Annotated in this window: 17 protein-coding genes; 7 read left to right on the top strand and 10 right to left on the bottom strand. The window is 40.6% G+C overall.

All coding sequences use genetic code 11. From position 1 onward, the window contains the following. Positions 1 to 146: 146 nt before the first annotated feature. The 8 genes from LY11_RS13530 to hemW all read right to left on the bottom strand — a co-directional run bounded on the left by LY11_RS13530 (position 147) and on the right by hemW (position 8,855). On the bottom strand, positions 147 to 1,436 hold the full coding sequence (locus LY11_RS13530) for a metallophosphoesterase (protein ID WP_111634200.1): 1,290 nt from the start codon (positions 1,434 to 1,436) through the stop codon (positions 147 to 149). A 37-nt stretch (positions 1,437 to 1,473) separates the two neighbouring features. Beyond that, on the bottom strand, positions 1,474 to 2,973 hold the full coding sequence (locus LY11_RS13525; protein ID WP_111634199.1) for a sigma 54-interacting transcriptional regulator: 1,500 nt from the start codon (positions 2,971 to 2,973) through the stop codon (positions 1,474 to 1,476). A 17-nt stretch (positions 2,974 to 2,990) separates the two neighbouring features. Then, entirely contained in the window at positions 2,991 to 4,088 is a 1,098-nt protein-coding gene (locus LY11_RS13520) for a vWA domain-containing protein (RefSeq protein ID WP_111634198.1), read from the bottom strand. A 180-nt stretch (positions 4,089 to 4,268) separates the two neighbouring features. Continuing rightward, entirely contained in the window at positions 4,269 to 5,153 is an 885-nt protein-coding gene (locus LY11_RS13515; RefSeq protein ID WP_111634197.1) for a cupin-like domain-containing protein, read from the bottom strand. 116 nt (positions 5,154 to 5,269) lie between these two features. After that, the gene (locus LY11_RS13510; protein WP_111634196.1) at positions 5,270 to 6,151 is read right to left on the bottom strand and encodes a cupin-like domain-containing protein; all 882 of its coding nucleotides are present in this window, start codon (positions 6,149 to 6,151) and stop codon (positions 5,270 to 5,272) included. A 143-nt stretch (positions 6,152 to 6,294) separates the two neighbouring features. Then, positions 6,295 to 6,846, bottom strand: coding sequence for a fasciclin domain-containing protein (locus LY11_RS13505; RefSeq protein WP_111634195.1), 552 nt, complete (start codon positions 6,844 to 6,846; stop codon positions 6,295 to 6,297). A 33-nt stretch (positions 6,847 to 6,879) separates the two neighbouring features. Beyond that, positions 6,880 to 7,683 carry an SDR family oxidoreductase gene (locus LY11_RS13500; protein WP_111634194.1) on the bottom strand — a complete coding sequence of 268 codons (804 nt, stop codon included), beginning with the start codon at positions 7,681 to 7,683 and terminating at the stop codon, positions 6,880 to 6,882. 26 nt (positions 7,684 to 7,709) lie between these two features. Then, positions 7,710 to 8,855: a radical SAM family heme chaperone HemW gene (hemW, locus tag LY11_RS13495; RefSeq protein WP_111634193.1), complete on the bottom strand. Its 1,146-nt coding sequence runs from the start codon at positions 8,853 to 8,855 to the stop codon at positions 7,710 to 7,712. A 113-nt stretch (positions 8,856 to 8,968) separates the two neighbouring features. Between hemW and LY11_RS13490 the strand changes: the two genes are divergently transcribed. The 7 genes from LY11_RS13490 to porN all read left to right on the top strand — a co-directional run bounded on the left by LY11_RS13490 (position 8,969) and on the right by porN (position 16,644). Then, the gene (locus LY11_RS13490; protein ID WP_111634192.1) at positions 8,969 to 9,517 is read left to right on the top strand and encodes a histidine phosphatase family protein; all 549 of its coding nucleotides are present in this window, start codon (positions 8,969 to 8,971) and stop codon (positions 9,515 to 9,517) included. Positions 9,518 to 9,779: 262 nt separating this feature from the next. Next, positions 9,780 to 10,748 (top strand): DUF4271 domain-containing protein, encoded by a 969-nt coding sequence (locus LY11_RS13485; RefSeq protein ID WP_245952758.1) that lies wholly within the window; start codon positions 9,780 to 9,782, stop codon positions 10,746 to 10,748. A 9-nt stretch (positions 10,749 to 10,757) separates the two neighbouring features. Beyond that, the gene (locus LY11_RS13480) at positions 10,758 to 11,528 is read left to right on the top strand and encodes a uroporphyrinogen-III synthase (RefSeq protein WP_111634190.1); all 771 of its coding nucleotides are present in this window, start codon (positions 10,758 to 10,760) and stop codon (positions 11,526 to 11,528) included. Between the two features lie 194 nt (positions 11,529 to 11,722). Continuing rightward, entirely contained in the window at positions 11,723 to 13,093 is a 1,371-nt protein-coding gene (porK, locus tag LY11_RS13475; protein WP_111634189.1) for a T9SS ring complex lipoprotein PorK/GldK, read from the top strand. Between the two features lie 54 nt (positions 13,094 to 13,147). After that, on the top strand, positions 13,148 to 13,954 hold the full coding sequence (gene porL / locus LY11_RS13470) for a type IX secretion system motor protein PorL/GldL (protein ID WP_111634188.1): 807 nt from the start codon (positions 13,148 to 13,150) through the stop codon (positions 13,952 to 13,954). A gap of 43 nt (positions 13,955 to 13,997) precedes the next feature. Next, a complete protein-coding gene (gene porM / locus LY11_RS13465) occupies positions 13,998 to 15,536 on the top strand; it encodes a type IX secretion system motor protein PorM/GldM (RefSeq protein WP_111634187.1) in 1,539 nt (512 codons plus the stop codon). 7 nt (positions 15,537 to 15,543) lie between these two features. After that, on the top strand, positions 15,544 to 16,644 hold the full coding sequence (gene porN, locus LY11_RS13460) for a type IX secretion system ring subunit PorN/GldN (RefSeq protein ID WP_111634186.1): 1,101 nt from the start codon (positions 15,544 to 15,546) through the stop codon (positions 16,642 to 16,644). A gap of 65 nt (positions 16,645 to 16,709) precedes the next feature. Here porN and uvrC read toward each other — a convergent pair whose 3' ends face one another. Then, a complete protein-coding gene (uvrC, locus tag LY11_RS13455; RefSeq protein WP_111634185.1) occupies positions 16,710 to 18,515 on the bottom strand; it encodes an excinuclease ABC subunit UvrC in 1,806 nt (601 codons plus the stop codon). Further along, positions 18,516 to 20,741 carry a penicillin-binding protein 1A gene (locus LY11_RS13450; RefSeq protein WP_111634184.1) on the bottom strand — a complete coding sequence of 742 codons (2,226 nt, stop codon included), beginning with the start codon at positions 20,739 to 20,741 and terminating at the stop codon, positions 18,516 to 18,518. Between the last annotated feature and the right edge of the window lies 1 nt (position 20,742).

Raw genomic sequence — 20,742 nt, 5'->3', positions numbered from 1 at the left:
AAAAAACAAGGACACTATGTTCGGCCGACATTGCCTTCGCCTGAAGGGGCTCGGAACGCATGTCCTCACATTAGTGTATTTGTTTTTTTTCGACATCCATACCTGAAAGGAGTGATTAGATCCAGGTTTTCTTTGTGCCTGTTTTTTTAGGCTCTTTTCAGTGTGAAGATGGTGATCTCCGGTAAGATACCTACTCTTCCGGGATAGCCCAGGAAGCCGTAGCCCACGTTAACGTAGAGTTGTTGTTTCTGTTCCTGATATAATCCTGCCCATTCTTTATAGATATACTCTATAGGGCTCCACTGATATTTTTCGGTACGTACGCCAAATTGCATACCGTGGGTGTGACCACTAAACATGGCATCTATCTGAGGATATTTAGGCAGGACTTCGGCACGCCAGTGTGAAGGGTCGTGTGAGAGTAAAAGCTTTACGGGAAGGTCATCGGTGTTCTGAACTGCGAGATCCATGCGGCCGTATTTTGGGAAACGTCCCATACCCCAGTTCTCGATACCGAGGATTCCGATTTCCTCACCATCAATTTTTAATCGGCGGTTTTCATTCATTAAGAGATCCCAGCCCATGAGTTCGTGGGTTTTGATTACGTCCTTCAGGTTTTTGACTTTGGCAGGGGATGACTCTTTACCAAAATGATAGTCGCCGTAGTCATGATTTCCGAGGGATGAAAAGACACCAAGAGGAGCCTTTATTTTACTGAAGATGTCCTGATAATCGCGCATTTCAGTGGCCATGTCATTGACGATGTCCCCGGTGAAGAAGATGAAGTCTGGTTTTTCACCAAGCAGCATTTCCACACCGCCTTTTACGGCAGTTTTATTGTAAAAACTTCCGGAATGGATGTCCGAGATTTGTCCCATCGTGATCCCGTCAAAGGCAGCAGGTAAGTTAGGGAGGATCAATGTTTTTCTACGGACCTGGTAATCATAAGCACCTGATATAATACCCCAGGATAATGAAGTCAGTGGGATTGCTGCCGCAACGAGTCCGGCTTTGACAATAAACGAGGAGCGGCTGATTGGCTCTTCAATGGCTAAACCAGTTTTATTGCTAATGGATGTTTGATGAGCTGAGCCAGTTGTGTTGTCATTCCCTGATCTTTTGATACGTCTGAATATAGCAATAGCTAGTCTGCGCAGGTCATCAACCAGCAGAAAGGGCAGCATCACGATTTTGCAGGCCGTGGTCAGGAAAAAAGTGACCAGGATGATTGCGCGCAGAGATAGAAAGAGATTGGAGAAGATGCCAGCAAAAACGCCAATCACCAAGACTATGGTTATACCCCAGTAGATGCGGGTAAACCTGATTTTTGCTTTTTCACTCCAGTTTTTGAAAGCAGATAAAATCGCCTTGACGAAGTAAAAATCGAATGCGATGATTAAAAGGCATCCTGCAATAAGAAAGGGTAATCGGCCCATTATTTATGTTTAATATTAAAAGATAATTTAAAACAGACTAGGCATTGAAATCAATATCGTCGTCTTCATCCTCTTCAGGATCAGTATTAAATAAGCTGTCAAACATATCAGAGAAACCAAAACCACCACTCAAATATTTTTTGTTCAACTGAGAGTATTCCGCAAGGCCATGTAAGGCAAACTCCATTAATAAAAGGGTTTGATTAGCACTTAGCTTAGGATGGAACTGTTTAACGAGTTCGTTCAGGCCGCCAACTTGCATCAGCTCTTTCTTATATTGAGATTCAGTCAGGTTATCAGCAATGTCCAGCGTATTGCCGTCTGTGAACCAATCTGTTATCAATTGATAAGGATTCGCCGTTTTGCTTTTCTTTGCTTTCTCCGGATCTGGGAAGTAGCGGTTGAACAGGCTTTTGATAGCTTTACCAATCAGGATATTGGCCACTTTAGCAGGGCCTTCAAGCTCACCCTCATAAACCAATTCTATTTTACCGGTTACTGCTGGTATAATTCCAGTCAGGTCAGCAAGTCTCACGAAAGTTTTCTTCTCGCCGTTAATCAGCATCCTTCTCTCGGCAGTACTGATCAGGTTTTCGTAAGCAGAAATCGTTAAACGCGCAGATACACCGGATTTTTGATCGATGAATTCACTCTTACGGGCTTCGAAAGCAACCTGCTCAATCAAATCTTTTACTAAACCATCGGCTTCGATCAGTTTTTGTGCTTCAGTGATTTTTGCCTCCTGAAAAGTAATTTTGCGGGAGATTGCAATAGTTTTAGGATAGTGGGTAAGGATCTGACTTTCTATCCTGTCTTTCAACGGCGTTACAATTGATCCCCTGTTGGTATAATCCTCAGGGTTTGCTGTAAATACGAATTGTACATCCAATGGAAGACGTAGTTTAAAGCCTCTGATCTGAATGTCTTTTTCCTGAAGCATGTTAAATAATGCCACCTGTATCCTTGCCTGTAAATCGGGGAGCTCATTGATTACGAAAATGCTTCGGTGTGCTCTTGGGATTAATCCAAAGTGGATCACACGTTCATCGTTGTAGGTTAATTTCAGTGTAGCGGCTTTAATCGGGTCCATATCACCAATTAAATCGGCTACAGTAACATCCGGCGTAGCTAATTTCTCTGTATAGCGATCCGAACGGTGCTGCCAGCTGATCGGCGTTGCATCACCATGGGCAGCAACTTCTTGTTTCCCGAACCAGGAAATCGGATTCAAAGGATCATCAAAGATTTCACTTCCCGTAATATAAGGGATATATTCATCGAGCAGGTTGACCATTAAACGTGCAATACGTGTTTTAGCCTGCCCCCTTAAACCCAATAGCAGAATATTATGTCTGGATAAAATCGCAGTCTGAAGTTCAGGAATAACAGTTTCATCATAACCCACGATACCCTCAAACCCAGCATCTTTATTTTGAAGCTGCTGAATAAGGTTCTTGCGCAATTCGTCTTTTACTGTTAAGGAAATGTAATTTGAGGCTTTTAATTCGCCAAGAGTTTTAATTGAGGTTTGCTCCATAGGTGTATTTGCCCGGATTAACGGACTATTTTTCTTCGGTTTTTAATATAATCTTCAAAAATGTACTCGCCTAAACCAGTTAGGGAACTGTAAAAAGCCCTTCCCCCGTTTATTTCTGTAAACTCCCTTACAAATTGTTGTAAATAGGGGTCCTGGGCAATCATAAAAGTAGTAATCGGGATATTCAGCCGTTTGCACTGTGCAGCCATATTCAAGGTTTTATTAATCACCTTTCTATCCAGTCCCATACTGTTTTTATAGTAACGGCCGTTCTCTTTCAGACAGGTCGGTTTACCGTCAGTAATCATGAAAATCTGTTTGTTATGTGTTTTGCGGCGACGCAGTAAATCTGCAGCCAGCTCCAAACCCGCAAGGGTATTGGTATGGTAAGGCCCAACTTGCAGGTAGGGAAGATCCTTCACAGTAATCGGCCAGGCATCATTTCCAAATACCACAATGTCGAGTGTATCTTTGGGATAACGGGTTTTGATCAGTTCGGCAAGCGCCATCGCTACCTTTTTAGCCGGTGTAATTCTATCTTCTCCATATAAAATCATAGAATGGGAAATATCAATCATCAGCACCGTTGAAGTCAGCGTCTTATAATCTTTTTCCTCGACCTCCAGGTCACCCTCAGTCAAAGTGAAGTTGCCGATACCATGATTGATTTGTGCATTTTGTATCGACGCAGTCATATCAATCTGATCCAGACTGTCTCCAAAGGTGTATTCGCGGCGATCTGCATTCTTTTCTTCGCCAATACCAGAGATATTGCTATTGTGATTACCCTTTCCGGCTTTCTTCAGCTTGCCGAAGATTTCTTCCAGCGCAGACTTCCGGATCACCTGTTCAGTTTTTGCTGTGATGTCCATACCGCCGTCCTTAGGATCTTCTTTGATATAGCCCTTATCTTTCAGCTCATCAATAAAATCACCCATACCGTAATCGCCTGTGGTAAACTTATATTGCTTATCCAGTTCATTCATCCATGCCAGTGTTTCACCTGCGTCACCCGCAGTATAATTCAATAGCTGGGTAAATAACTTCAGCATTTCATCAAACCCGCCCTTAGGCTTGTCATCTGCTTGAAAATTAGAAAAATGGAAACCTTTCATATGTGAGTATATAACGGAATATCGAAGGTAAAAGTTTGCCAGAGAACTAATGTTACCTGCTTGTAAAAATAGCCTTAGGGCCTGAACGCAAAAAAACCAGTATGGTTAATACTGGTTTTTTGCGTTCAGGGCTGTGAACAGGCCTTCATCTGAAAGGAATTATGACACAAACGTGTGCCCTTATTTTTTTGGCAAGCCCCTGGCTAATGCCTTTTCTGCTCTTTTAATAGCCAGTTTTTCTCTGAATTCTGCGTAAGGAGCTTTTAATGCCATTTTCAAAACACTGTCTACGCCACCTTTAATAGCAAGGTTGAACAAGCTTTGCGCTTTTCTGATCGGGGAAGCATCCCATGCTCTTAAACTTAAAGAAAAAGAACCATCCAGATATTTCATCCAGTGCCACATTCCTGTAGGCATGAAAAGTGTATCACCATGTTCCAGAAAAACTTCATAACCCTCTACACCTCTGAGTGCAGGGAATTTATCAAAATCAGGATTGGCTACATCATAATCTTCCAGCGCATAAGTAGCATTTGGAATACAATAAAGACGGTCCTTCCACTTGTTATCAAATAAGATGATATGTTTTCTGCCACCGAAGTGCGTATGAAAAAGATGCGGAAGGTCGATGTCGTAATGTAGAAAGGTCACCGAGTTTGAACCTCCGAAAAACATCGCAGGCATACTCTCAATAAAACCACCCATTAAATCTTTAGGCAAAACGATGTCCTTGATCAGACTCGGTACGTGTTTAAATAAATTAAAGAAAAATATACGCAGTTCTGTAGGCTCAGATTTAATCAAATCAAGATAATCGCCGAAACGCATATGCGCTGCCGCCGAATTGATAGGCTTGGAAGGGTCTACTTTTGCATTGTCATATAAAGGGACCTCCAGGTCACCGGCAATTTCTTTCAGGTACTCAGTTGTCCACTTTTCTCTTGCAGGCCAGCTCTTGGTTAAACCTTTAATGATTAGAGGTTTTCTAGGGTCTAAATAGTTTTTTTTAAAGTCTGCGGGACTGATATTCTCAACGGTATCTACCGGCTTTAATATAAAGCTCATAATCAAAAAAGATCTTGTTTGAGAACAAAAGTGTAAATTTAAATCTATTTATTTATATAAAAAGGCAAGGTATGACGCAGAAAAAATATACTATCTGAATTTAAACTGATTCTTAATTAGAATGGGACGTGTTCCGCCAATGCTTTATTCGCCCTTTTTATAGCTAACCGCTCTTTCCATGCCATGTATTTCTCTCTGAAATTGGCTTTCATGAAATCATCAAATTTACGTTGGATCGTCAGGTTATATAAACTCTTCGCTTTGACTGCCCACGACTTATCCCATGCCCGTAAACTAATAGAAAAGGAGCCGTCCAGGTATTTCATCCAGTGCCAGTAACCTGTAGGCATAAACAAGGTATCTCCATGCTCCAGATATGCCTCTATACCTTTTACTCCTTTTAATGCCGGGAACTTATCAAAATCAGGATTTTCAATATCATAATCCTCTAAAGCATAGGTTGCATAAGGAATTTGATAAAGACGTTCCTTCCATTTATTCTCAAATAAGATCACATGCTTGCGGCCATTAAAATGGGTATGGAAGATGTGTGCCATATCTATATCGTAATGCAGGAAAGTAACAGAGCCTTTTCCGCCAAAAAACATGTTAGGGTAACTATCCAGAAAGCCGCCCATCAGCTCTTTAGGAGCGATATAATCATTCAGCAACTTAGGCGCTTGTTTAATAGGATCAAACAGGAAGATCCGGAGATCAGTAGGCGTAGTTTTAATCAGGTCAATATAATCTGCGAATTTCATTTCTGTTGCTGCAGCATTAATTGGCTTGGAAGGATCAGCTTTAGAGCTGTCATAGAGCGGTACTAGTTTGTCTCCAACTACAGTTTTCATGTAATCCATAGACCACTTCTCATATGCCGGCCAGCTTTTAGCCATGTTTTTGATGACTAATGGCCTGCGTGCATTGAGATAGTTTTTCTCAAAATCTTCTTTGGAAATATCATCAACGCAATCAATCTGAGTTAAATCAAACTTCATGTTAAAATAATGTTAATTCATGTAAAATTATAGAATTTGACTTTTCTTATCAATAGGTCAATGGAAAATAAAAAATTCTGACAATAAAAAAACACAGCATATCGTGCTGTGTTTTTAATATTATAAGAAATAATTAAAAAAAATTAGTTAGGCATTAAAACGCTGTCAATAACATGGATTACACCATTTTTCTGCATTACATTGGCGATAGTCACTGTAGCAGTTCCGCCTTTTTCGTCTGTTAAAATTAATTTGTCTCCATCCATAGAAGCCCATAGTTTTCCTCCTGAAACAGTAGTCAGCTCAGCTTTACCATTACCCATTTTAATTGCTTTGGCGATTGCTTTTGAATCCATTTTTCCAGCAACGACGTGGTAAGTAAGGATTTTAGTTAACATTGCTTTGTTTTCTGGTTTTAAAACTGTTTCCACAGTTCCAGCAGGCAATTTGTCAAAAGCTTCGTTCGTTGGAGCGAATACAGTGAAAGGTCCGGCACTTTTTAAAGTTTCTACAAGGCCAGCAGCTTTAACAGCAGCAACCAATGTGGTGTGGTCTTTAGAGTTTACCGCATTGTCAACAATATCTTTATTGGCATACATTGCTGCACCACCAACCATTGGATTTTTTTGAGCGTAAACTGAAGTTGAAAATGCCATAGCTACTATGACAAATACAGGTAAGATGAATCTTTTCATGATTTTGTTTTATAGCAGGAGATACGGCGAATTTTAGTGCTTGGTTTTCTGAATAGCCAAATTTTTTGTTCTCATGTATTTGGAGAACCTTAAAGGGAAAAAACGTTTGAACAAAATTCCCTTCACTTCTTTACCGCCCATATAAACTTCTTCCTTGTTCTGCTGAATAGCTTTAACGATTAGGGCCGCACACTCGGCCGGTGCAAGACCAGACTCCTGGTTCTCATCCATTTTGTTATGCAGCTGGCCATCAGCAGTCATCGCGTTCAGCGAAATATTAGTTTTAATATAACCTGGACAAACCAGGGTAATCTGAATATTTTTGTCAGCTACTTCTGAGCGTAAAGAATCGAAGTACCCATGTAAAGCATGTTTGGAAGCCGCATAAGCAGAGCGGTATGCGGTACCAAATTTACCTGTCAGGCTACTGATGCAGACAATTTTACCACCGCCATTCGCAATCATCTGCGGCAATACAGCTTTACTCAAAGCAACCGTACCCCAAAAGTTAACATTCATCAACTTTTGTTCTACATTCAATGCCGTTTCCAGTGCTAATGACCGCTGGCTCAATCCTCCACTGTTGATCAGCAGATCAATATGTCCGAATATTTTCTGTGCATCCCTGGCCTTATCCGCTAAATGGGCAGTATCTTCCAGGTCAAAAGAAAGTACATGTACATTGATCTGATTTTTACAGTTCCCTTTTACCCTGAAAAGTTCATCCCTGTTGCGGGCAGAAATAATAAGGTTTGCCCCTGAATTATTATAAGCATAAACGAGTGCTTCGCCGATACCCGAAGAAGCTCCCGTGATCCAGATTACTTTAGTCTTCATTGTAGTTTTTTATTAATTATTCAGGATTAATCTTCCGGGTGCTCGTCTAAAAGGAATAATTCTGAAGCGATATAATCGGCAAATAACTTGCCGTCAGGGGTCAATATTAACCTGTTATTCTCGTTTTTCAGCCAATCGCGCTGTAAAAAAGGAACAATGTTTTTCAGCGTATCTTCCAGGAAGAGCTTACCAAATTCATTGCCTATTTTTTGTAAATCTGTACCCCACATCGTGCGAAGCGAAGTCATTATATACTCGTTAAACCGGTCATAAATATCCAGTTCTTCGATCGTCTCTGCTAATTTACCCAGCGCTAACTGCTGCATATATTTAGCATTGTTTGCGATGTTCAAATACCTGACATTTCCGTTAAAGCCGTGTGCAGAAGGGCCAATTCCTAAATAGGGAATGCCTCTCCAGTAATTGGTATTGTGCACCGCATGACGGCCAGGTAAACTATAATTTGATATTTCATAATGATCAAAGCCTGCTATAGCTAACTTTTCTGTCAGCGTGATAAACTGTGCAGCGCTCTGCTCGTCATTTACAGGGATTTGTTTACCCTTTTTTATGGCTGCTGCTAAAGCTGTTTTAGGCTCAACGGTTAATGAATAGGCAGAAATATGCGGAGTTTGCAGGCTGATTGCTTTATTGATATTGCTCAGCCACTTTTCATCGGTCAGCAAAGGGAACCCGTAAATAAGATCAATACTCAGATTCTCAAATCCTGCATCCTGACTACGTTTAATACAGGTTTCTGCTTCGTTGGAAGTATGTGCCCTGTTCATCCAGAGCAGGTCGTCATTAAAAAAGGACTGTATACCAATGCTGAAGCGGTTCACAGGAAGCTGACGCAATTGTGCGATTTTCTTTGCGTCTAAATCATCAGGATTGGTTTCAATGGTGATTTCCGCATCGGCCGCTATAGAGAAATTGGAGGTTAAAGTATCAAAGATTTTAGCCAGTGATTTCTCCGGTAAAAGAGAAGGTGTGCCGCCACCAAAATAAATGCTCCCAATATGCTCATCAGCTATTCTGCTCTTTTTTAAAAGGATCTCTTTGCAAATCGCATCCGTCATTTCATCTACATGCTGCAGAGAAGTGCTGAAATGAAAATCACAATAATTACAAGCTTGTTTACAAAAGGGGATATGGATATAAATTCCTGCCATGGGGCAAAGGTAAGCGCAATTATGTGTTTCTTCAGCTATTTAATCAGCTTACCTGTTCTTTATATTTGAGCCGGATAATTATTTAACCAACTCATGCGTTATATTTAAACCTCATGAAAAAAACTGCCCTGACTATTCTATGCTTGTTATCTGCCCTGATTTTACCCCTGATCGTAAAATCGCAAGCCAAAATTGTCATTATCCGTCATGGAGAAAAACAAGAACAGAATGAAAATCTCAACTGTAAAGGACTTAACAGGTCTTTAAAGCTTACCAGCATCCTGTCTAAAAAGATTGGAGTTCCAACTGCAATCTATGTGCCCTCTTTAGGTAACGGGAACCAGACCAGCCATTCGCGCATGTTTCAGACCATAAGCCCTTTTGCCATTAAATATAATTTAAGTATCAACAGCAGCTTTAATGGAGCAGATTATGCCAGTATTGCTAAAGAAATCAAACATAAAAAAGGAACAGTGTTATTAGTCTGGAACCATGGTAATATTCCTGCACTGGCTAAAGCGCTCGGAATCAAGCACCAGAAACTAAGCTGGAACCCGAACGATTTCGACTCCATCTGGATCATTACCGGCAGTGGCAAAGATAAAGTGCTGAAAACAGACCAGGAAGGAATTTTGCCTGGTGCTGCCTGTCCAATCTTCTAAAAACTCTTATTAGTTCTTGAATTTCTACCTGCTTTTGTAAAGAGCAGGGAGTAGTTTGCGTCTGGTTAACCAGGGTATGAATCCTCAGTGAGTCCACTGTGGAGCTGAGCCAGACATGATGTGGATACATACATAACTGTGTCCCTGCTCATCGCGGCCTTGCTAATCTGTAGCAAAGCATGAATGTGAAATAATAATATCTTAGATTTGCACAAAGGAATAATCCCGTTACTTTAATAGGTCGATGTATAAATACTTTTTGATGACTTTTTTCCTGCTGTGCATAGCGGGCTTTGGAAAGGCGAATGCGCAGAATTTGGCTGTTGTCAGAGATTCTACCGTACAGCGCAGGGTTTATAAACCTCGCGTGGTCAGAGACTCTGCATTTTTGGCGCGGCAAAAGTTCGTTACTGACTCCATCATGACGCATACCTGGATTCTTCCGGACTCTTTGATCAACAAACACATTTTGATGGACAGTATCATGAAGGTCAATGTTTTTGAGAAACTTGATCTCGATGCCTGGTTTAAAAAATACAGTAAACTGAAAAAAGTGAGCAAGTTCAGGACAGGTAATCCACTGCATAAAGGGCAGACCTGGGTACTCGGTTTTATAGTCTTGTTACTAGTTGTTTTTGCCATCCTCAGGATCTCTTTTGCCAAACAATTACAGAGTATTGTGCAATCTTTTTACAGTAATCGCGGACTAAATAACCTGAATAAAGAAGATAATGTGTTCAGTTCATGGCCGTTTTTATTTTTATTTATACAATTTGGCTTCACAATCGGAATGTTTTTTTATCTCGTGGCGCAATATTATCAGCTCGCTTACGTGCACCAGGGCTTCCGTTTTTTCGTCAGTGTTTCTATTCTTATTGTCGTACTATATGCGACGAAAATTCTTTTATTGCGTGTGCTCGGACATCTGTTTAACATCCAAAAAGCAGTCCACGAGTACGTTTCTATATTATATTTGAGTTATTTTAATATCTCCTTAATCTTCATTCCACTGGTTGTCGCTTTTGCCTTATCGCCAATGAAATATGGTATATACTACATAGTTATCTCATTTATTTTGTTGGGGATTATCTTCACGTTTCAATTTATAAGAGCAGGAATAAATATTTTATCTCATTATCGGTTTTCGAAGTTCTATTTATTTATGTACTTTTGTGCCCTCGAAATATGTCCTATTTTGATATTAATCAAGGCCATAGGATTGGAGCTGTAATTAGGTAAAATGCAAGAAAAAACAGAAGATAGGTTGCGTAAAGTAAAAAGTATACTGATAACTTTGCCAAAGCCCGAAACAGAGAAGTCCCCATACTTTGATTTGGCTAAGAAATACAATTTAAAAATTGATTTCAGATCCTTCATTCATGTGGAAGGTATTCCAGCAAGGGACTTCAGAAAAGACAAGATCACATTAGCTGATTTTACTGCTGTAGTTTTTACAAGCAGGAATGCGGTAGATCATTTTTTTAGAATTAGTGAGGAAATGCGGTACGAAGTGCCTGCAGATCTGAAGTACTTTTGTATTTCGGAATCAACCGCCCTATATCTTCAGAAATATATCCAGTACCGGAAACGGAAGATCTTCTTCGGTAAGCAGACCGCTGCCGATTTATCGGAAGTACTGAAGAAACATGCAGGGGAGAAATTCCTTTACCCGTGTTCTGACGTAGCGACGGAAGATACGATGAATTTCCTGTTGAAAAATGGATACGATCTGACCCCGGCAGTATTGTTTAAGACCGTAGTAAGTGATCTTTCAGATCTTGCTGAAGTGACTTATGACATGATCTCCTTTTTCAGCCCGTCAAGTATTCAATCGCTTTATACAAATTTCCCTACATTTCAGCAAAATAATACAAGGATTGCAGCGTTTGGCGTAAATACCCACAAGGCAATTATGGATAACAACCTGATCGTTGATATTGCTGCACCTTCACCAGAATCACCTTCGATGATCATGGCAATTGAAAATTATATTAAGAAATCCAATAAGTAATAAAAGTTGTGTTGATAAATTTTCCCAAATTGGGGAATGAAATAGCCTGCTAAATTCTTTTAAATCTATTAAGCAAGATGTTATATAATTATTAACATCTTGCTTTTTTTGTGTTTAAGACTTATATTTATCTGATAATAATTGTTTATATCAATCATATTTGATAAAATTGTTGTAAAATTGCTCCAGGGCTTATGAGGAAAATTTACACACTGGGTTTTTTAATAATTACAGCATTGTTTTCTAGCTGCGGAAAAGGTGGACAAGGGGAGCTGGTTGGTGTATACAATAAAAAATTCAACAACAAGAAAATGCCAAGAGGAATGGTCTACATCCCTCAGGGCAAAACACTTATTGGTATGTCTGACGAAGATATTAACAACTCGCAGACTTCTCCCAGTAAGATGACCTCATTCAGTGCGTTCTATATGGACGAAACTGAGATCACCAACGCAAAATACAGACAGTTTGTGAATTGGGTAAGAGACTCTGTGGCTTTGACAAGTGTTGGCCCGGGCGGAGCTCCAGGCTATTTCATCACCCCCAAAGGCCAGACTGCAGGGGGAGCGAGCCTCACCTCAGGACAGAAGAACATTGACTGGAAAAAAGTTGGTAATGGTTCTGCCATGTGGAACGATAAAAAGGGCGGCCTGAGCAATAAATTCAAGGACATGTATTATGCAGGTGATGACGCATTACCTGGGCGCAATGATTTAGACATCAGAAAATTAAGATATTCTTATAGTTTCGTGAATCTTGACCTGGCAGAAGCCGGAAGAAAAGATCCGACAAAAAAGCGTAAAGACTTTATTGAAAGTTATGTGGATTCACCAGATCCGAATAACCCAAACCAGTTTCCTTCGGTGAATGTTTACCCGGATACCATGGTTTGGAAAATAGATTATTCTTATTCTCAGAATGATCCGATGGTGAAATCTTACTTCAATCACCCTTCTTATGATAATTATCCTGTAGTAGGGGTAACCTGGGAACAAGCCAACGCATTTTGCTTCTGGCGTACCCGCTTATATGAGCCGGTTGCTGCTTCCAGAAAAATTCCTTTAAGCTCACGCCCGGAGTACAGATTACCTACTGATGCTGAATTTGAATATGCAGCAAGAGGTGGTAATGTGAAAACTAAATATCCATGGGGCGGGCCTTATGTAAGGAATACAAAAGGGTGTATGCAAGCCAACTTCAAAGTAGGCAGAGGAAATTACTCCGATGATGGTGGTTTATATACCGTCAATGTGAAATCTTATTTCCCTAATGATTACGGGCTGTACAACATGGCTGGTAACGTTGCGGAATGGACAGTCACAGCGTACAACAATTCAGCAGCACCTCAATTGCTGGATTTCAATCCGAATTTCACTTATGTAGCTAAAACTACAGACAGTAAATATCTTAAACGTAAAGTAGTTAGAGGCGGGTCATGGAAAGACATTGGTTTCTTCCTTCAAAACGCAGTGGGTACTTACGAATATCAGGATCAGGCGAGATCATACATCGGCTTCAGATGTGTTGCTTCTTACGCGGGTACTGACATTCACTTCAAAAATTAAGTTGATTCAATCTCAATTATAAAATTTTAAAAATAACATCTATCTAGTAGTAATATGGCAGCTAAAAAGAATTCTAATTGGTTACACTCGGCAATCTCATGGGGAGCGAGTATTGTAATTTTGGGGGCATTATGTAAAATCCTTCACATTGGAGGTATTTGGGGAAGTTATGCCATTGGTATAGGCCTGGGTGTTGAGGCGGCTTTGTTCTTTATCACCGGATTTTTTCCACCAGAACCAGAATTGGCCTGGGAAAAAGTATATCCTGAATTAAGAGACGATTTTAAAGGCGAATTGCCTGTAGCTACTGCAAGACCGGTTGCTGTGGCAGGACCTTCTTCTACAGCAGCATTGGATAAAATGCTGGGTGATGCTAAAATCGGCCCTGAATTAATTGAAAGCCTGGGTACTGGCTTACGTAACTTTGGAGACAAAGTAGCAACCATTTCTACCGTTGCTGATGCAGCAGTAGCGACCAATGATTTCACCGGAAAAGTAAAACAAGCTTCTGCAGGTTTCGATCAGCTGAATGGTGCATTTGGTAAAGCAACTTCTCAACTGGTAGAACTGGGTGAAAGTGGTAATGCTTCAAAAGCTTACCATGAGCAGGTGAATAACCTTTCTAAAAATCTTTCTGCTTTAAACGCGGTTTATGAATTAGAGTTACAAGATTCTGCTACACACCTTAAATCAATGAATAAATTCTATCAGAATCTTTCTGCGACGATGACTAATTTCAATGAGTCGATGGATGATTCGAAACAATTTAAGGAAGAAGTAGGTAAACTGGCTAAAAACCTTTCTTCGCTGAATGCTATTTATGGCAACATGTTAACAGCGATGAACCAGCCACGTCCATAATCAGGTAATCAATTTATTTAATCACCACAGAGAACCATAACTAATGGCCGGAGGAAAAGAAACAACGAGGCAGAAGATGATCAATATCATGTATTTGGTATTGTTAGCTATGCTTGCGCTAAACGTATCTGATACTATACTGAATGCCTTTAAGAATATCAATGATAGTCTGGATTCGTCACGTACGAATGTAAGCACAAGCATTGACCAGTTGTTCACTGCATTTCAGAATACTAAACTTAAAGAGGAGCCTGGAAGGGCACAGCCGATTTGGGATAAAGCCAATCAGGCGAAAAAATATGCGGATGACCTGAACGGTTATATCCAACAATTGAAACAACAATTCAATACTGCCGGTGGTGGTATAGACCCTGAAACAGGTGACCTGAAAGAAAGAGGAAACCAGGATATTGCCCAGGGAATCATGATCAATGCGAAAGAAGGCGAGAAGCTGAAAGCAAAGATCAATGAGACACGCGAAAAATTAATTGCCCTTTTAGAGGCTGAAGACCGTAAACATGTCTCTTTCTCTTTAGAAGCGAAGGATGCGGAAAAAAGTATAGAAGGTAAAAAGAAGTGGGAAGATATTAACTTCGGAGAAGGTACACCTTTAACTGCTGCAAATACAGTATTGACCAAAATTCAGTCAGATACAAGAAATGCAGAAGCAGAAATTGTTAAGAAATTGTTCGGAAACATGGACAAGTCACTGGTTAATCTGGATCAGTTTGCCGCTGTAGCGGTTGCGCCGACTTCTTATGTAATTCAGGGACAGCCTTACAGTGCACAAGTATTTTTAACAGCGAGTGATTCTAAATCAAGTCCTGAAATTAGTGTTGGCGGTGGCAAATTAGCCATTAAAGACGGAAAAGGAACCTATACAGGAGGAACTGGTTCAGTAGGTGTGTTTAAATGGGTGGGTACCATCCGCGTGAAACAAACTGACGGACAGGTTAAAGAATACAGAACTCCGGAACAAACTTACCAGGTTGCCAAGCCATCGGCTACGGTTTCACCTGATAAGATGAACGTAATTTATGCAGGTATCCCGAATCCGTTCTCTGTTTCAGCGGCAGGTTTTCCTTTGGAAAGCGTAAAAGCAAGCATTTCAGGTGGCTCAATGAGTGGCTCGAATGGTAAATATTCAGTGAGCGTAGGCGGTGATCAGATCGGTAAAACGCTTCACATCAATGTGACTGCAAACAATGCCGGTAAAACTGTGAACCTGGGCTCACAAGAATTCAGAGTAAAAGCATTACCTACACCAAAAGCCTTTGTTAAAGGTAAATCTGGTGGGAGTGTTGACTTAGAGTGGTTAGCAAGATCTGGGGCAATTGAGACACAACTGGATGATTTTGTGTTTGATATTAAATATAAAGTGATCAGGTTTAACGCTACCTTTATTAATCCAAGATCGGATGCGGTGAATATGCCTAACAGCGGCGGTTCATTTAGCAGTCAGGTCAAAGGGGCATTAAATTCGATTAAACCAGGAGCGACTGTAATTTTTAAAGATATTATTGCTGAAGGACCTGACGGCAGACAAAAGAATTTAGATGGTATCACATTTACAGCTAAATAGAGTCAAGATGAAACAATTTTTATATCTGATTATCCTGTTGTTCGTGGGAACCGAAGCGTTCGCTCAGAGCAAATCTGTAAAACCAATTGTTAGTCAGCGTCCGAAGGTGAAACCGACAAAATCAACTCCTGCAGAGGTTACGCCAGTTCCGGATGCGGTTACAGTACCGGCTACAGAAGTAACTAAGCCAGTGCCTGAAACGGTTACGTCAATTCCTGCTCCGGTGGTGAATACCCCTTCAGTAAATACTCCTGCTGTAAATACACCATCGGTGAATGCACCGGTAGCAACTACAGCTGCAGCGGTCAGTACGCCTTTGCTTAAAAAATCTAAGATTAAGACTCCGCCGAAAGATGGTTTCTTTGCCAGAAAAGATGTAGATAGCAGTGTAATGGTTCCTTATGCAGATGTCAGAGAAGAAGATGTGTTTTATTCTAAACGTATCTGGAGAGAACTTGACTTACGTGATACGATCAATTCTGTCTTAAATACAGAAAACTCTAAGCTGATTGAAATTCTGCTGGAAGCAATAGGAAACGAAGAATTAACTGCTTATTCACCTAAAGATACGACTGCTGGAAAAGTACTGGAAGACAATGACTCTTTCAAGATTGCTTTAACTTCGGCCGAGGCATTGAGAAATGCAAGAGGAACTTCTGAAGGAGAAGCAGATGAGAAAGGTAAAATAGGAGATCCGATATTGAAACGCTTAAGAGCAGATGAGTTCTTAAAATACAGAATTAAAGAAGACTGGATTCTGGACGTGAAGCGCTCAATCTTTGAACCGCGTATTGTTGGTCTTGCACCGATGAAAATGGTAGAAGGGAACTGGCAGCCTGTGTTCTGGATCTATTACGATGAAGCCCGGACGATATTAAGCAAGAAAAAATTGCAGGACCCGTCCAATGATGCGTCGGTATTAACTTTCGATGATTTCTTTGTCAGACGTTTGTTTTCGAGTAATATCGTGAAAGAAACGAACCCGGCCAATAAAACAATCGTGGAGATTCTGAATCAGACCGATCCTAAAGATCCGAGAAAGTTATATGAATCTGAAAGGATCAAAAAAGGAATGGCAGACTACGAACAAAGTTTGTGGGAATACTAAGATCCTGATCAAATAAAAATATAAAAGCGCCGTTATCATTAGATAGCGGCGCTTTTTCTTTGGGCTTAAGTAGTCTTCGGGGCGAAATGTGCCAGTAAAGTTTTAACCTGTGCTTTGTTCAATACGTTTTCCAATTCAGCCTCTGTAGCCTCTCTGATCTTTTTAACGGATTTAAACTGGCGTAACAGCTTATCGGCAGTGGTTTTGCCAATACCGGGAATATCCTCCAGTTCGGTCTTTAAAGTGCCCTGATCTCTTTTCTTTCTGTGAAAGGTAATCCCAAAGCGGTGCGCCTCATCCCGGAGTTGCTGAATAACCTTCAGCGTCTCGGATTTTTTGTCCAGATGAAGCGGATAGCTGTCTCCCGGATAATATAACTCTTCCAGTCTTTTGGCAATACCGATGACGGTAACCTTATGTTCTATTCCTAATTTCTTTAAACTGCTTACTGCAGACGATAGCTGACCCTTACCTCCATCAATGATGATCAATTGGGGCAATGACTCCTCTTCTTCTAACATGCGCTTATATCGCCTGTAAACAGCTTCTTCCATCGTCGCAAAATCATTCGGTCCTTCTACCGTTTTCACGTTAAAATGCCGGTAATCTTTTTTAGACGGTTTGGCATCTTTAAAGACAACAATTGCGGAAACAGGATAAGCTCCCTGGAAGTTCGAGTTATCAAAACATTCAATGTGAACAGGCAGCTGTGTCAGCATCAGATCTTTCTGCATTTGTGTTAAAATACGTTCAGACCTCAAATCCGGGTTTAACTTTTCATACTGATTCAGCTTTTCACGTCTGAAGAACAATACATTTTTATGGGAAAGTTCCAGCAGGTTTTTCTTTTCACCCAGTTTAGGAACAGTAAACTTTAAATTTTCATCCTTCAGTTTAATATCAAAAGGGACGATAATCTCTCTGGAAGTACTGCTGAACTTCGTCCTGAATTCAGTAATCGCCAGGGTAAGCAGTTCTTCATCAGATTCATCCAGCCGTTTTTTGATCTCTATAGTTTGCGTCTGAATGATACTTCCATTCATGATTTTTAAGTAATTGACAAAAGCGTAACGCTCATCAGAAGCAATACTCACCACATCTACATTGGTAATAGAGCTGTTGACTACAGTTGACTTACTTTGATACTTTTCTAAGACCAGTAATTTTTTCTGATACTGATGGGCATATTCAAAATTCAGTTCATCGACTGCTTTTTTAATGACCTGTTTAACGTCTTTGATTACGTTACCTATCTTTCCGTTCAGAATATCTTTGATTTCGGCTATACTCTGATCATAATCTTCATCCGATTGATAAGCCTGACAAGGACCTTTACAGTTGCCAATCTGGTATTCCAGGCAGACCTTGAATTTGCCGGCATGGATGTTTTCCTCCGTCAGCGGGAGGTTACAGGTACGTAAGGGATAGGTTTCTTTGATCAGATCGAGAATCGTGTGCATCATCCCTACAGAGGCATAAGGGCCAAAATAGGTAGAACCGTCTTTGATCATTTTCCGCGTCCAGTACAAACGCGGAAAGGGTTCTTTTTTGATAATAATCCATGGATAGGTCTTATCATCCTTCAGCATGATATTATACCTTGGCTGATGCTTTTTAATCAAGCTGTTTTCCAGCAGCCAGGCATCAATTTCGGTATCAACAATGGTAAAAGTAATCTTGCGGATCTTGGAAACCAATACCCGCGTTTTCCCATTCATCTGGTTGTCCTGGTTGAAATAAGAGCCGACGCGGTTTCTTAAATCTTTGGCCTTGCCAATATAAATGAGCGTATCTTCCTGGTCCCAGTATTGATAAACACCGGGTTTGTGCGGAATATCGGCTAATGCCTTCTTGTAGTCAAAAATGCTCATTTAAAAACCCAGCTTCTTGTCCAGTTCTGTTGTATCAGTTTGTTGCTGTTGATATTGGTTACAATCGTAAGTGATAGAAACACCGTTTTTAGGTGCTTCAAAGTCGCCTCTGCCTACTTTTAATTTAGGATTAGCATATACTTTCTTTAAGAAACCACCAAAAATAGGCATAGCTGTTTTAGAACCTTCACCTTCCCTGGTACTGATAAAGTGGAATGCACGGTCTTCACACCCTGTCCATACTCCGGCAACCAGGTCAGGCGTAATTCCTACGAACCAGCCATCAGAGTTATTCTGTGTTGTTCCGGTTTTACCCCCAATAGGATTCTTCAGCCCATATTTACCAATCAGGCCATAACCATAACCTGTTTTTACCACACCCTCTAACATACGTGTCATCACATAAGCGACATCTTCGTTCATTGCTGGGTGTTTTTGTGGGGTTTGAGAGAAAAGTACCACTCCGTTTTTATCTTCAATTCTTAAAATATAAGTTGGCTGTGTCCAGACCCCTTTATTTGCAAATACACTGTAAGCACCTACCATATCAAATACAGAGGCATCAAAAGAGCCCAGTGCAATCGATGGATAAGCAGGTACATTTGAAGTGATTCCCATTCTTTTCGCTAATGTAGCGACCGCAGTAGGGCCCACTTGTTTCATCAGGTAAGCGGCAATATAATTCTGAGAGAAGGCAAGGGCTTTCTGTAAGGTAATATAACCGGGTAAAGTACCTCCGGATTTTGGAGTCCATGGCGCGCTGCCCGGAACTTCAATCGTTACTGGTTCATTCAAGACCTGGTAACATGGAGAATAACCGTTTTCTATCGCTACTGAATACGTGAAAGGTTTGGCTGTTGAACCTACCTGCCTGGTCCCCATTTTAACCTGATCGTATTTGAAATGCTCATAATTGATCCCGCCAACCCATGCTTTAACATAGCCGGTTTTCGGGTCCATCGCCATCATCGCATTTCTTAACAGCAATTTATAATATTTTACAGAATCGACAGGCTTCATCAGGGTATCCAGATTCCCTTTCCACGTGAAAATACTCATTTCTGTCGGCGTATTGAAGTCAGTTTTGATCTCTTCTTCAGATTTTCCTTCCAGCTGTAAGGCTTTATAACGGTCAGATCTTTTAATTCCCTGTTCAATCTGCATTTCTTTTCCTTTGAAAGGATTTCTGCCTTTCCAGCCTTTGGTAAATTGTGCCTGCAGAACTTTCATCGCATCTTTTTGCGCTTCTTCAGCATACACCTGCATGTCGTAATTGATGGTCGTTACAATCTTCAGTCCGTCTCTGTCCAGATCATAAGGCGTACCATCTGCTTTTAAGATAGAGCGTTCCTGGAAGATTTTTTTAATATCATTTTTCAATACGGCCCTGAAATATGGAGCAATTCCATCATTTACAGTTGCTGCACTGAATTTAAGGGCTAGTGGTTTTGCTTTTTCTTCGTCATACTGTTGTTGTGTCAGCAGGTCTTCTTTGACCATATTGGACATCACAGTATTCCGTCTGGCTAATGACCGCTCCGGGTTACGGGTAGGAGAGTAGCGGGTAATTCCTTTTTGCAGTCCGACCAATGTAGCTGCTTGTGCTACAGTAAGCTGATCTGGTGTGGTATTAAAATAAACTCTTGCTGCAGATTTAATTCCGTAAGCCTGGTTACCAAAATCTACGGTATTCAGGTACATGGTAATAATTTCTTCTTTGGTAAAGTTACGTTCCAGTTTTACAGCCACAATCCATTCCTGGAATTTCTGCATTAAACGCTTGAAGAAGTTCTTTTGACGGCCTTCTTCTGAGAAAAGGTTCAGTGCTAATTGCTGTGTAATCGTACTTGCACCTTGTTTTTTACCTACTAAATTGTAGAAGATAATTGTGAAGGTCCGTTTGAAATCAATTCCTGAGTGTTCTTTAAACCTCGTGTCTTCTGTAGAGATCAGGGCGTTAATTACGTTCTGAGAAATTTCAGGATAGGTAACATTAGAGCGGTTTTGTACAAAATAGGTACCCAGTACTCTTTTGTCTTCTGTTAATATTTCAGTAGCCTGATTACTTTTAGGGTGTTCAATATCTCTGAAAGATGGCAGGGTTCCAAATAGCCCAAAACCGATTGCAACAATAAAGATGGCAAACAGGATCATCGCACCTATCAGTAACTTCCAGAGCGTAAGGTTATAGCTTTTTATCTCTGCAGCCGAAATATTTTTGGTCATT

The organism is Pedobacter cryoconitis, from assembly GCF_003259615.1.
GTDB lineage: Bacteria > Bacteroidota > Bacteroidia > Sphingobacteriales > Sphingobacteriaceae > Pedobacter > Pedobacter cryoconitis.
The sequence above is the reverse complement of the archived record's forward strand: the minus strand, read 5'-3'. Positions and strand labels throughout refer to the sequence as shown.